Origin of the sequence: Amycolatopsis sp. VS8301801F10 (assembly GCF_046195355.1) — a bacterium.
Taxonomy (GTDB): Bacteria; Actinomycetota; Actinomycetes; order Mycobacteriales; family Pseudonocardiaceae; genus Amycolatopsis.
In genome coordinates, this window is sequence record NZ_CP176065.1 from 246,059 (window position 1) to 259,369 (window position 13,311).

General features: G+C 71.6%; 9 protein-coding genes. 3 read left to right on the forward strand and 6 right to left on the reverse strand.

The window, feature by feature from the left end:
- The first annotated feature begins 101 nt into the window (after positions 1–101).
- Together gabT and F9C11_RS01130 are read left to right on the forward strand one after the other, a co-directional pair.
- The gene (gabT, locus tag F9C11_RS01125) at positions 102–1,457 is read left to right on the forward strand and encodes a 4-aminobutyrate--2-oxoglutarate transaminase (RefSeq protein WP_409183097.1); all 1,356 of its coding nucleotides are present in this window, start codon (positions 102–104) and stop codon (positions 1,455–1,457) included.
- A complete protein-coding gene (locus F9C11_RS01130; protein ID WP_409183098.1) occupies positions 1,454–2,881 on the forward strand; it encodes an aldehyde dehydrogenase family protein in 1,428 nt (475 codons plus the stop codon). Before gabT ends, F9C11_RS01130 begins: the two co-directional genes overlap by 4 nt.
- Here F9C11_RS01130 and F9C11_RS01135 read toward each other — a convergent pair.
- Both F9C11_RS01135 and F9C11_RS01140 read right to left on the reverse strand, forming a co-directional pair.
- Entirely contained in the window at positions 2,862–3,626 is a 765-nt protein-coding gene (locus F9C11_RS01135; RefSeq protein WP_409183099.1) for a helical backbone metal receptor, read from the reverse strand. The genes F9C11_RS01130 and F9C11_RS01135 overlap by 20 nt on opposite strands.
- A complete protein-coding gene (locus tag F9C11_RS01140; protein ID WP_409183100.1) occupies positions 3,623–5,041 on the reverse strand; it encodes an RNB domain-containing ribonuclease in 1,419 nt (472 codons plus the stop codon). Before F9C11_RS01140 ends, F9C11_RS01135 begins: the two co-directional genes overlap by 4 nt.
- A gap of 113 nt (positions 5,042–5,154) precedes the next feature.
- Here F9C11_RS01140 and F9C11_RS01145 point away from each other — a divergent pair, with 113 nt between their 5' ends.
- On the forward strand, positions 5,155–6,114 hold the full coding sequence (locus F9C11_RS01145; protein WP_409183101.1) for an AAA family ATPase: 960 nt from the start codon (positions 5,155–5,157) through the stop codon (positions 6,112–6,114).
- 553 nt (positions 6,115–6,667) lie between these two features.
- Here F9C11_RS01145 and F9C11_RS01150 read toward each other — a convergent pair.
- From F9C11_RS01150 to F9C11_RS01165, 4 genes are all read right to left on the reverse strand, one after another.
- Positions 6,668–6,865, reverse strand: a complete 198-nt coding sequence (locus F9C11_RS01150) for a hypothetical protein (RefSeq protein WP_037815747.1) — start codon at positions 6,863–6,865, stop codon at positions 6,668–6,670.
- A gap of 2,737 nt (positions 6,866–9,602) precedes the next feature.
- Complete coding sequence (locus F9C11_RS01155) at positions 9,603–10,601, reverse strand: C40 family peptidase (RefSeq protein WP_409183102.1); 999 nt, start codon at positions 10,599–10,601, stop codon at positions 9,603–9,605.
- A 2-nt stretch (positions 10,602–10,603) separates the two neighbouring features.
- The gene (locus F9C11_RS01160; RefSeq protein ID WP_409183103.1) at positions 10,604–11,203 is read right to left on the reverse strand and encodes a hypothetical protein; all 600 of its coding nucleotides are present in this window, start codon (positions 11,201–11,203) and stop codon (positions 10,604–10,606) included.
- 3 nt (positions 11,204–11,206) lie between these two features.
- Positions 11,207–13,285 (reverse strand): magnesium transporter, encoded by a 2,079-nt coding sequence (locus tag F9C11_RS01165; RefSeq protein WP_409183104.1) that lies wholly within the window; start codon positions 13,283–13,285, stop codon positions 11,207–11,209.
- Positions 13,286–13,311 lie beyond the last annotated feature (26 nt).

A 13,311-nucleotide genomic window follows, 5' to 3' on the forward strand; every position in this document is an offset into this window, starting at 1 on the left:
CGGGGCAAGCCCCATCCTGAGGTGGACCAGTTCAAAGCTCGTGAGTGCCTATCGCGGTTCTAACCGGGATCACCACTCACGACCCGCGACGTAGGAGCGCCGTGACCACCAGCACCGCCGCCGAGCCGCAGGCTCCGGCGCCCCGGCAGCGCAGGCTGCAGACCGAGATCCCCGGACCCGCGTCCCGCGCGCTGCAGGAACGCCGCGCGAACGCGGTCGCCGCCGGGGTCGCGTCGACGCTGCCCGCCTACATCACCTCCGCCAGCGGCGGCCTGCTGACCGACGCCGACGGCAACGTGCTGATCGACTTCGGTTCCGGGATCGCGGTGACGAGCGTCGGGCATTCCGCGCCCGAGGTGGTCGACCGGGTGCGCGAGCAGGCGGCGCTGTTCACCCACACCTGCTTCATGGTGACCCCGTACGAGGGTTACGTGGAGGTGTGCGAGGCGCTGGCCGAGCTGACGCCGGGCGACCACGCGAAGAAGTCGGTGCTGTTCAACTCCGGCGCGGAAGCGGTCGAGAACGCGGTGAAGATCGCCCGCACCGCCACCGGCCGCCAGGCGGTCGTCGTGTTCGACCACGCCTACCACGGCCGCACCAACCTGACCATGGGCATGACCGCGAAATCGGTGCCCTACAAGCACGGTTTCGGCCCGTTCGCGCCCGAGGTGTACCGCGTGCCGGGCTCGTACCCGTACCGCGACGGGCTGGCCGGCCCGGAGGCCGCGCGGCAGGCGATCGACCGGATCGAGAAGCAGATCGGCGGCGACCAGGTCGCGGCCGTCGTGCTCGAGCCGATCCAGGGCGAGGGCGGGTTCATCGAGCCCGCGCCCGGCTTCCTGCCCGCGATTTCCGCGTGGTGCCAGGCGAACGGCGTCGTGTTCGTCGCCGACGAGGTGCAGACCGGCTTCTGCCGCACCGGAAACTGGTTCGCCTCGCAGCACGAGGACGTCGTCCCGGACCTGGTCTGCACGGCCAAGGGCATCGCGGGCGGCCTGCCGCTCGCCGCGGTGACCGGGCGCGCGGAGCTGCTCGACGCGGTCGGCCCGGGCGGGCTCGGCGGCACCTACGGCGGCAACCCGATCGCGTGCGCCGCGGCGCTCGGCGCGATCGAGACCATGCGTAACGACGGCCTCACCGGTTCCGCGAAGCGCATCGAGGAGCTGGTACTGCCGCGACTTCGGGCGCTGGCAACGGAAACTGGCGTGATCGGCGATGTCCGCGGCCGTGGCGCGATGCTGGCGGCCGAGTTCGTCAAGCCGGGCACGAATGAACCGGACGCTGACCTCACCAAGCGCATCGCCGCCGCCTGTCACGCACAGGGCGTCGTGGTGCTGACTTGCGGCACATACGGCAACGTCGTCCGGCTGCTTCCCCCGCTGTCCCTGTCCAACGAGTTGCTCGACGAAGGCCTCGCCGTTCTCGAGTACGCGATCGCCACGGAGGCCCGCAAGTGACTTTCCCGTTCTGGGTGGCCGGGAAGCCGGTAACCAGCAGCGAAACGACCGTCGTCCGGCATTCGTTCGACGGTTCCGAAGCCGGTGCGCACTATGTGCCCGGACCGTCCGAAGTGGAGGAAGCGGTCCAGGCCGCGGCGGACGTCGCCGACGAGTACGCGACGCTGCCCGCGCACGTCCGCGCGGGCGCGCTCGACCACATCTCGCGGCGGCTTTCCGAGCGGACGGAGGAGATCGCGCAGCTGATCACCGCCGAATCGGGCAAGCCGCTGAAGTGGTCGCGCGGCGAGGTCGGCCGTGCGGTTTCGACGTTCCGCTGGGCGTCCGAGGAGGCCCGCCGGTTCTCCGGAGACCTGCAGCGCCTCGACACCGACCCGGGCGGCACCGGACGGCTCGCGCTCGTCCGGCGCGTGCCGCGCGGTCCGGTGCTGGGCATCACGCCGTTCAACTTCCCGCTGAACCTGGTGGCGCACAAGGTCGCCCCGGCGATCGCGGTCGGCGCGCCGATCGTGCTCAAGCCCGCCCCGGCGACGCCGCTGACCGCGCTGCTGCTCGGGGAAATCCTCGCCGAGACCGATCTTCCCGCGGGCAGCTGGTCGATCCTGCCGCTGGGCAACGAGGCGACCGCCGAACTGGTCAAGGATCCGCGACTGCCGGTCGTGTCGTTCACCGGCTCGGTGCCGGTCGGCTGGGCGATCCGCGACAGCGTGCCGCGCAAGCACGTCGCGCTGGAACTCGGCGGCAATGGCGCGGTGCTGGTCTGTCCGGATTGGACTGACCTGGACTTCGCCGCGCAGCGGATCGCGACGTTCGCCATGTACCAGGCCGGACAGTCGTGCATTTCCGTGCAGCGGGTGTACGCGCACACCGATGTCTACGACGAACTGCAGCAGAAGGTGCTGGAGCAGGTCGCCGCGCTGCGCACCGGAAATCCGCGCGAGGACGGTGTCGACGTGGGCCCGCTGGTCAACGAGGCGGCCGCTTCGCGGGTCGAATCATGGGTCACCGACGCGGTTGTCGCCGGCGCCAAACTGCTGACCGGCGGCGGCCGTACGGGTGCGACGGTGGAGCCGACCGTGCTCGCCGAGGTTCCCGAGGACGTTTCGGTGATGGCGGACGAGGTGTTCGGCCCGGTGGTCTCGCTGGTCCGGGTGTCCTCTGTGGACGACGGCGTCGAGCGGATCAACGCGTCACGCTTCGGTTTGCAGACCGGCGTGTTCACCCGCGACCTGCCGACCGCGTTCGACGTGTCCGCGCGGCTCAAGGTGGGCGGCGTGCTGGTCGGCGACGTGCCGAGCTTCCGCGCCGACCAGATGCCTTACGGCGGCGTGAAGGACTCCGGTGTCGGGCGCGAAGGCCCGGCGGCGGCGATGGCGGACTTCACCGAGGAGCGCGTGACTGTCCTTACCGGACTGACTCTCTGAGCGCCGTGTAGGCGTCCACGAGGGACGGTCCGTACCACGTGAGGTAGCGCCCGGAAACCAGCACCGGGCGCATCTCCGGGAAGAAGCCGGGGCCGTCGTCCTGGGTGAATTCGTACGGCTCGTCGGGCAGTACGACCAGGTCGCCCCCGGTCTTCTGGAGTTCTTCCAGCGACGGCCGGGGATACCGCTCGGAGTGTCCGGAGTAGACGTTCTCGACCCCGACCCGGCGCAGCACGTCTCCAGCGAAAGTGTCGCGGCCCAGCACGATCCACGGTTTGCGCCACACCGGAATCACCGCCCGGTAGCGCACCGGTTGCACGTCGCGCCACAGCTCGTCCGCGGTGTCGAGCCAATCCGGTTCGTCGATGCCGTACACCTGCCCGAAAATGCGCCGCAACGATCCCAGCGCGGCGGGCACGGACTCCGCCGCGGCCATCACGAACACCGGAATCCCGTTGGCGCGCAGGGTTTCCACGTCCTCCGGCCGGTTCTCCTCGGAGTTCGCCAGCACCAGATCCGGCTCGAGCGCCAGGATCCGGTCCAGCTTCGGGTACTTCGACCCGCCGACCCGCTCCACGTCCAGATCGGCCGGATGCGTGCAGTAATCCGTCGCCCCGACCAGCCGTCCCGGCGCGCTCGCCTCGACCGCCTCGGTCAGCGACGGCACCAAAGACACCACTCGCCGCGGCGGGCCCTCGATCGGCACCGGCTCGCCGAGATCATCGACCAGTTCCGCGTTCCTCATACCCGTTCGAACGACACCTTCCGCTGCTCGACGTCCACTTCGGTCAGCCGCACCCCGATCCGCTCGCCCTCCGGGAAGTTCTCGCCGGAGCACTTCGCCATCACCGGCGGATCCTCGACCAGGATCTCCGCCCGCGTCTCGTCCGCACGCAGCACCACCGCGGTGAACTCGCGACCCACATGCTCAGCGAGTACCCACGCTTCGACCTGGTCTATGCACGCACGCTCGACCCGCGCCGCCAGACTGTCCGAAGCGGACATCTGCGCGGGCACCTCGGACAATGCCTCGCGCACCCAATCCGGCACCTCGCGGCCAGCCGTCACCGCCAGGCACACCTCGGTGCCGAACCGGTCGACGAGCCGCCGAATCGGTGCCGTGACGTGCGCGTACGCCCCGCCGATTCCCGCGTGCGTCGTAACCGCGGGCAATTCCCCGGCAAAGGCCGTGTAGCCCGCACCTCGCAACAGCCGCGTCGTGTCCGCGTACAGCGCCATCGACGCGGGCTGTCCAGGGTCCAAAGTAGACAGGAACTCGGACACGGTCAGCTCGACCGGCCACGCCAGCCCGACCGCCGCCGCGGACCGGCGCAGCCATTCCACCGCGTCCGGCTCCGGGGACGGCAGCGTCCGCAGCACCCCGATCCCGGCGTCGATCATGATCCGCGCCGCGGCCATCCCGGTGAGCAAAGAAATTTCGGCGTTCCACGCGTCGACGACCGTCCGCGGCCGGCGCGCGAGAACCCAGCCGCCGTCGATGTCGCCGCTGATTTCCTGTTCCGGCAACTGTAATTCGACCGCCCCGCGCTGCACCGCGAGACTGCGCCGCAACCGGCCCAGCTCGGGCAGCGCGGCCACCGACGGATGCGGCCGCCCGGCGTCCAGCGAAGACTGGACCCCTTCGTAGTCGAGCTGCTCGGTCGAGCGCACCAGCGCCCGCCGGACCCGGGTGGCGACGATTTCCCCGGCCTCGTCGACGTCGATGGTCCACAGCACCGCCGGCCGGGTCTCGCCCGGCAGCAGGCTGGCCGCGCCCTCGGAGAGCACCGGCGGATGCAGCGGGACGTTGCCGTCCGGGAGGTAGAGCGTCTGCCCGCGCCGCCGTGCCTCGTGGTCGAGCGCCCCGCCCGGCGGGACGAACGCCGCCAGGTCCGCGATCGCGTACTGCACCCGGAACCCGCTGCCGCGCCGCTCCAGCACCATCGCCTGGTCGAGGTCCTTGGACCCGGGCGGATCGATCGTGACGAACGGCAGGTCGGTGGCGTCCTCGCGGCCGCCCGCCGACGCGAGCGGATCGAGCACCGCCGTTTCGGCCTCCGCGAGCACCGCGGGCCCGAACGACTCCGGCAGCGCGAACTCCGCCCGGAGACGACCGAAGTCCCCTCCCGACGCTGGTGTCCTCAGCACGAGTGGCGGCACGGTCCAACACTATCCCGCCGAACCGCCGGTGATCGCCCGTTCGGGCGCGGGCCGGTCGGGTGTAGCCTGCCTGACATTGACAATCGTCTTCATTTTCAGAAGGGGCCGGATCGGTGAAGATCGCGTTCGTCGGCAAGGGCGGCAGCGGGAAAACCACGCTCTCGTCGCTGTTCGTCTCTTACTTGGCCGCAGCGGGCAAACCGGTGCTCGCCATCGACGCGGACATCAACCAGCACCTTGCGGTGGCCCTCGGCGCGACCGAGGAGCAGGCACTGGCGTGGCCGACCCTCGGCGACCACATGCCGCTGATCAAGGAATACCTGCGCGGCGACAACCCGCGAATCCCGTCCGCCGACGCGATGATCAAAACGACCCCGCCCGGCCGCGGCTCGCGTCTGGTGCGCCCCTTCGAAGACAACCCGATCTTCGACGCCTGCTTCCGCCCGCTAGGCGGCGTCCGGCTGGGCGTGACCGGCCAATTCGACGAGGACGACCTGGGCGTGGCCTGCTACCACTCGAAGGTCGGCGCGGCGGAGCTGCTGCTGAACCACCTGGTGGACGGCACGGACGAGTACGTGGTGATGGACATGACCGCCGGCGCGGACGCGTTCGCCTCGGGCCTGTTCACGCGCTTCGACGTGACGTTCCTGGTGTGCGAGCCGACCCTGCGCAGCGTGGGCGTTTACCGCCAGTACGCGGATCACGCGCGGGACTTCGGGGTTCACCTGGTAGCGGTCGGGAACAAGGTCACCGACGGCGACGATGTCGACTTCCTGACCGAGCAACTGGGCTCGGCGCTGCTGGGCTGGATGACGACGTCCAGCCACGTCCGAGCCGCCGAACGCGGCAAGACCCGGCCGATCGGCGAGCTGGAGCCGCGCAACCTGGCGACGCTGGCCGCGATGCAGGACCTGGTGGACGCGACGCCGCGGGATTGGGCGCGGTACCAGCGGCAGGGGGTGGAGTTCCACCTGCGCAACGCGCGAGCCTGGGGGAACGGGCGAGTGGGGGCGGATCTGGAGCAGCAGGTGGATCCGGAGTTCGTGCTGGACCCGGCTTTGGTGGCCGGGTGATTCGCTGAGGTTCCCACCGCCGACCGGACTGTGCTGTCCGGTCGGCGGTTTCGTGCTGCTGGGCCGCCTGGGTCACGCTGGGGGCGGTCAGTTGCTGCGCCACGCCTGTCGGCGGTTTTTGTGCTGCTGGGCCGCCGGAGGCATGCGGCGGGCGGCCAGTCACCGCCCCGGCCCGTCAGCGGTTCCGCACTGCTAACCCCGCCGGAGACACGCGGCGGGCGGCCAGTCACCACCCCGGCCCGCCGACTGCGTCACGCTGGCCCTGTTTCCTAGTCCGCCGGAGTCGCGAGGGCAGGGCTTCCCGCTCCCGGCAGCCGGTCACCGCCCCGCACGGTCGGCGACGCCACGTCCCGCTTCCCAGATCGCCGGAGCCGCGCGGGCGGGTTGCGGGCAGCCAGCTGCCGCCCATGCGCGGGCGGCAGTGTCGTGCTGCCCTGTCCACCAAAACCGCGCGGGCAAGGCTTCCCGCTGCCGACAGCCAGCCACCGCCCCACGCGGACGGCAGGCGTGCTGCCCCGCCTCCCGCCCCACCAGGATTGGCAGGTCCAGCGGGTCAGTCGCCGTCCCAGGAGCGGTCGGCGGCGTCGGCTTGGCGGGTGCGCTCGCGGGCGATGTCGAGCGCTCGGCGGGCCGTGGCCTCGTCCGGGTAGGGGCCGAGGAGGTCGACTCCTCGGCTGCGTTCCAGGTGCTCGACTTCGTGGGTGCGGGTGTTGTAGTACCAGCCCTGGTCCGGGTTCGGGTCGTCAGACATGGGTTCAGCCTGACACCTGCCCGCTCACTTGCGCCAGCGGAACGGGACCTCCGTGGGCTGCCCGGTGGGCCCGAAGTCGGCGGGACCGTCGTCCTCGTGGTCGGGGTGCTCGTCGAACCACCCGCGAGCGTCCCGGACCGGAATGCCGCGGGGCGGGGTGGCCGCGTCGTCCGCTGGGGCACCGTGATCCGGTACCGGCGGGACGGCGGACTCCTTGCCCGGAAAGACCGGCAACTCGTCCCGGTACGCCCGCGCCGGCGGCGGCCCAGACGGCCCGGCCTCCTGCCCCGGGAAAACCGGCAACGCCCGCCCGTCCGGGCCGGTCTCGCTGGACCGCCGACGCCCGCTGGGCTGCGGCAGCTGGAACGGTGCACCTGCCGCGGGAGGATTCGGCTGAGCGCTGGAGGCGGGCGGGACTGGATGCTGCGCCGCAGGCTGGGCGGGCTGCGCGACACCAGGCGCGGGCGGATTCGCCGACTCCGCACCGGAAGCAGGCGGGACGTGGGACTGCGCAGCAGGCGGAACCGATTGCGCAACACCAGGTTCGGGCGGGTTCGCGCCGGGCGCAGGCGCGACTTGAGACTGCACCGCAGGCGGGACCGGCTGCGCGCCACCAGGCGCAGACGGATTGACCGACTCCACACCGGGAGCAGACGGGGCCGGTTGCGCCGCAGCCGGACCAGGCCGGTTTGCCGGTTCCACGCCAGGAGCAGGCGGAACCGGCTGTGCCACACCAGGCGCAGACGGATTCACCGGCTCCGCACCGGGAGCAGACGGGGCCGGTTGCGCCGCAGCCGGACCAGGCCGGTTTGCCGGTTCCACGCCAGGAGCAGGCGGAACCGGCTGTGCCACACCAGGCGCAGACGGATTCACCGGCTCCACACCGGGAGCAGACGGGGCCGGTTGCGCCGCAGCCGGACCAGGCCGGTTTGCCGGTTCCACGCCAGGAGCAGGCGGAACCGGCTGTGCCACACCAGGCGCAGACGGATTCACCGGCTCCACACCGGGAGCAGACGGGGCCGGTTGCGCCGCAGCCGGACCAGGCTGTGCCGGTTCCGTGCCGGGAGCAGGCGGGACCGGTTGCGCCGCAGCCGGACCAGGCCGGTTTGCCGGTTCCACGCCGGAAGCAGGCGGAACCGGCTGTGCCGCACCAGGCACAGACGGATTCACCGGCTCCACACCGGGAGCAGGCGGGGCCGGTTGCGCCGCGGCCGGAGCAGGCTGTGCCGGTTCCGTGCTGGGCGCGGGAGAAGCTGTCGGCGACTGGTACTGCGCCGGAGGATTCGCAACCGGCTGCGCCGCACCGGCTGCAGGTGGGCTCGCCGATTCCGCGGCAGGAGCTGTCGGCGGCTGGTGCTGCGCCGGAAGACTCGGGAGTGGTTGCGCCGCACCGGAAGCGGGCTGATTCGTCGGCGGGGTTGCTGGCTGCGCCGGGGGTTGTTGCGGAGCAGCGGCGGGCGGCGGGGTCGCCGACGGTGGAGAGTGCTGTGCGGAAGCCGAGCCCGGGCCGTACTGCTGCGCCCCGGGCTGAGGAGCTTGGCTTTGCTGGACCGCCGGGTTCTGTCCCTGCCACCCGGGCGCGGGGGCTGCCTCCTGCCGACCGTGCGCCGGGACCCCGCCGACTGGATTTCCCTGCGGCGGCAACGCTTCTCCCGCACGTGCGGGCTGACGCGGCTCATGCACGTACGGCTTCGGCTGCCAAGCCTGCCTCGCGCGCAACTGCGGATCACCCGGCGCTGGCGCACCCGACTGAGCAGGCACCGGGGGCGTCCCGCCGGTGTCGGAAACGGCAGGCGGTGCTGCACCTTCCGGTGCGGGCGGAGCGGCAGGCTCGGCCTGGTCCGCGGCAGCCGGGCCGGGCTGGGCGGGTTCGTCGGGGATCGAGGTCGTTTCTGGACCGGTCGGCGGAACCGGCTCTTGCGGAGGAGACGGCGCGGCTGCCGGGGGCTGTTCCGGCGGGTTTGCCACCGGATCGTGAGCAGGAGCAGCGGAACCAGCCGAAGCAGCCGGGCCAGCCGAAGCAGCCGGACCCTCCGAACCATGCGGCACCGATCGCCACACCGGGGCCGGTCCGATGTTCATCGGCACCGCCGCGGCCAGCGGGCCCATCGGCGGCGCCTCCCCGGGCGGCACCGGGCCCGCCGCGGCCGGGCGCGGGATCGGGTCCAGGCAGGACACCAGCACCGTGGTCCGGTCCGGGTCCTGGACCTTGCGGCCGCTCCGTTCCCGGTAGACCATCTCCCCCTCGGCGTCCATCTCCACCAGGTAGCCCGCCTCCGCGAGCTGTTCCTCGTCGAGATCGACCAAACGCTCGTAGCGCGACGGGACCACCCGGTACACCGGCCACGACAGCCGGGCGTGCTCGCCGTGGAACTGGGCCAGCAGCGCCGCCATCTGCTGCTGCCACGGAAGCGACATGCCTTCCGCCAGGGAACGCGGCAGGACGACGTACCCGCTGTCCACGCCGGGCATTCCCTGGTTCAGCAGGTCCGCCAGCGGGGTGCTGGACGCGGGGTGCGCGGACTGGCGCGGCGGCTGCGGTGCGCCGAACAGCGCCGCCGGGTCCTGGGGCTCGCTCTGGCCGGTCTTGCCTCGCTTGCCGAATTTCCGTGCCACGTGTGCCATCCTCTGCCAGCGCGCGGCCACGTGCTCGTGGACAGGCCGCGACTTCGGGGTGAATCCGGACCCGCGGCACTGGGCATCCGCGGGTCAAGAGCCGGTGCCTCCCGCACCCATGCTAGACGCCGGGGCGCACCGCCTGCGGCACGACTTCGTGCTCGTCGAACGAGAACGGGCGCACGTGCACCGGCACGCCGGTCTGCTGGGCCTCGACGATCTTGCCGTCTCCCAGGTACATCGCGACGTGGTGGATGGTCGTCGGGTCGGCCGGGTCGGTGGCGAGGAAAATCAGGTCGCCGGGCTGTGCGTCGCGCACCGGCAGCATCGCGCCCGCCTTGTACTGGTCCTTCGAGACGCGCGGCAGGATCACCCCGGCCGACTCGTAGGCGCGCAGCATCAGGCCGGAACAGTCGTAGGAATTCGGCCCGGTGGCGCCCCAGACATAGGGCTTGCCCTGCTCGCCGAGCGCGAACTTGATTGCCTGCGCCGCGGCCTGGCTCGGCGGCAGTGCGGCTCCCATGCCCTGCCCGCAGCCGACCACGTCGGCGACCTGGCCCAGGTTCTGCACCAGCGTGGCCGCCATGGCCTCCCACCGGTGGTAGCGGTCCGGGAAACCGGATCGCTCGACTCGCTGCGCGGCGTCGCCGGGACGCAGGTTCTCCCAGTCCGGGACGCCGAGCAGGACGTCGAAGAATTTGTTGATCGCGTAGTTCGGGTCGGTGACCTGGGCCGCGCTGCCCCAGTTCATCGACGGGCGCATCTGGAAGATGCCGAGCGAATCGCGGTCGCCGTAGTTCAGGTTGTGCAGCCGCGATTCGGTCATCCCGGCCTGGATCGCGACCTGCCACGCGCGCGGCGAGAGGTTGCGCTGCTTGCCGATCGCGATGATCAGCGACACCGTGCCGCGCGACTCCTGGTCGAGTTCCGCGGCGTCCGCCCCGCCCTGCTCCGGCTGCCCGGGCTGGGTGGGGCCGATCGCGGCGTCGCACGAGGTCAGCGCGATCCCGCCGGCGGCCGCCTGCTGCTGGTCGGTCACCGCCTTCTGCACGACGTTGGTGGTGAGCACCGTGGCGAAAACGGCGGCGATCACCACCGAGACGAGAATGGCCAGCTTCACGGTCAGCTCGCCTGGTCATAGTCCGACACTCGCCACCCCGCGGCCGTTTTGACCACGGTGATGCTGAGCCTCGGACCGTCGGTGGGGACCACGACCTTGACCGAACTGGAGTAGGACTGCGCGACCGTCGGCTCCCCGGTGACCTTGGTCGCCGGGATGTTCGCCGGGTCCACAGTGGACATGACGGGCAGGTACTCGTCGGTGGTGAGCGCGCGCATCCCGTTGAGCCAGTCGGCGTTCGAGATGCCCGCCGGATGCCGCACCCAGGCGGTCGCCCACTGTTTCGCGACGTTCAGCGCCTCCGGGTTCGGAGCCGCCGAGGTCGGGGTGACCAGCGGCTGGGTCAGCCGGGTCGGCAGGGTTTCCGTGCTGGGCACCGGGGCGGCGACGCCGGTGCGCGGGCCGGCCGACGAGTTCGGCGGAGCCGCGCCGGGATGCGCGGACGCCGGTTTGCCCAGCACCTTGGGCAGGCCGACGCCCAGCGCGGTGATCACCACGGCGAGGAACACCAGCGTGCCCACGAGGTGCCGGGGCGAGCGGAGCGGGAAACCCCACAGGCGGCGGTAGACCGCGGTCCGGCCGCGGTTGGTGCGGATCGGCATCGGCTACCGCCCCATGACCTGGTCGGTGTCGCGGACCTCGATGCCGCGCGACGGGCGGTACAGCACGAACACCGGTTTCCCGGCCACGACCTCGGGGTCCACCCGGCGCGGCTGGGCCCGGATGCCCTGCGTCGGCACGGTGAACCCGGGCTGGTCCGGGGCCGGGGCCGAGTAACCGCGGTCCGGCGCGGCCATCCGCGACGGGACGACCACCGGTTCCGGCTCGTCGCTCCACCGCCGGTCGGCGACCGGGGACGTGTCGACCTGACGGCTTTCCTTGACCGGCCAGCGCGCGCCGGCCATCACGTAGTCGCCGGGCGCACCGGCCACCGGGTGGTACTGGCCGAACACCGGCGCGCCGCCCCGGCCGCCCGCGGGCAGCGCACCCGCGGCGGACTGCGCGGGACCGACCGCGCCCGGCCACGGAGCACCGGACCAGGCCGCGGCGGGCCGGGCTGCCCGGGAGCCGTTGTCGAGCCGCTGCGAGCTGGCGAAAACCGCCGCCTCGGGCCGGTACCGGCCGCCGCCGACGGTCGCGCCGATCGGGCCGCGCTGGTCGCCGTCCACGACGTCGTCGGTGTCGCGGACGTTCTGCCAGAACTGGTCCTGCGGCGTCGGCTCGTTCTTCCGGCGGAACCGGGAGAACAGCCCGCCGCCCGGCGTCGGCACCGCGCCGCCGACCATGCTGACCGACATCTCGACCATCTGCCACAGCCGCCGCACCGGGCGTCCGACGAGGAACAGCAGCACCGTGATCAGCCCGGCGAGGACCATCTTGGTGAGCAGGTTGAGCCCGTCGCCCGCGGCGAAGATCGCCTGCAGCAGCAGCGCGTGCACGCCGGCCAGCACCGACAGCACGACCAGGTTGAACGCGATGCCGCCGGCGACCTTGAGCACGCGGCGCAGGATCTCCGGGTTCAGCAGCGCGACCAGCCCGATCAGCGGCGCGGTGAGCGCGAACAGGCGGATCAGCACCTGCGCGAGCAGCACGGAAGCCTTGGCCAGCAACTGGAAGAGCGAGTAGACGAGGCTCTGTCCGAGGGCGAGGAACCCGGCTCCGGTACGGCCGCCGGCCTCGCCGGTGAAGTAGCCGGTGGCGGGGCCGAGCTTGGTGGAGATGTCCTTGAAGGCGGCCTTTTTGGCGTCGACGACGTTCTGCTTGCCGTCGTCGCCGTTCACCAGCTGGTCCCGGGTGAACGCCTGCGCGTCCAGCAGCGGCCTGCCGTATTGCTGGGCTTGCGGAGCGGTGGGCGAGCCGAACTCCCCGCGCAGCCAGTTGTCGTAGACGACCTGGTTGTGCAGGTCCGTGGGCAGGATGTCGCGCACGATCCGGTCCTGCGACGAATCGACGAAGCCCGCCTGGATGTTGGTGGTGGTCTGGACGATCGCTTTGTCGATCGGATCGAAATACCGCAGCATCGCCAGCGAGGACGCCGCCAGCCAGACCCCGGCCATCGCGTAAAGGGCCCGCTTGCTGACCCCGGCGAGGTCGCCGCGCCAGATGTTGCGGAACAACATGATCGACAAGATCAGCGCGACCAGGCCGAACAGCTGGGCGTAGATGTTGTTGTACACCTTCTCCGCGCCCGACTTGACCGCGTTGTAGATCGGGTTCAGCAGCCCGCCCTCGAGAACGGTGTAGTGCAGCGAGTTCGTGGCGCCGACGATGTTCTTGCCGACGTTGAACAGCTGGTTCCCGGCCCAGGTGTCGATGGTCGAGCTAGGGGACGCGATGGCGGACAGCGCGGTGCAGTTGGTCTGGTAGGTGTTCCAGACCATGCCCGCGTAGCTGTAGTCGATGTAGGCGCTTTGCGGCTCGCCGTGTCCCTCCGGCGGGTCGAGCGCGCCGACCATCCCCGCCCCCGGCCTTTCCGGGTTCGGCGATTCCCCGCACGCCGCCGCGTTCGCCGCGGGGGCGAACAGCACAGTCTGCAGCCCGATCACCGCCACCACGGCCAGCAGCGACGCGCGCCTGCTCGGGCGGCGGCCAACCGGTTTCGGGCCTTCCTTGACCCGTTTGCGCAGCGCGTGCCAGCCGGCGGCGAACGCGAGGACGGACGCCAGCGTGAAGACGGTGTTCACGCAGGCCTCCTCACGGCCGGTGCGAG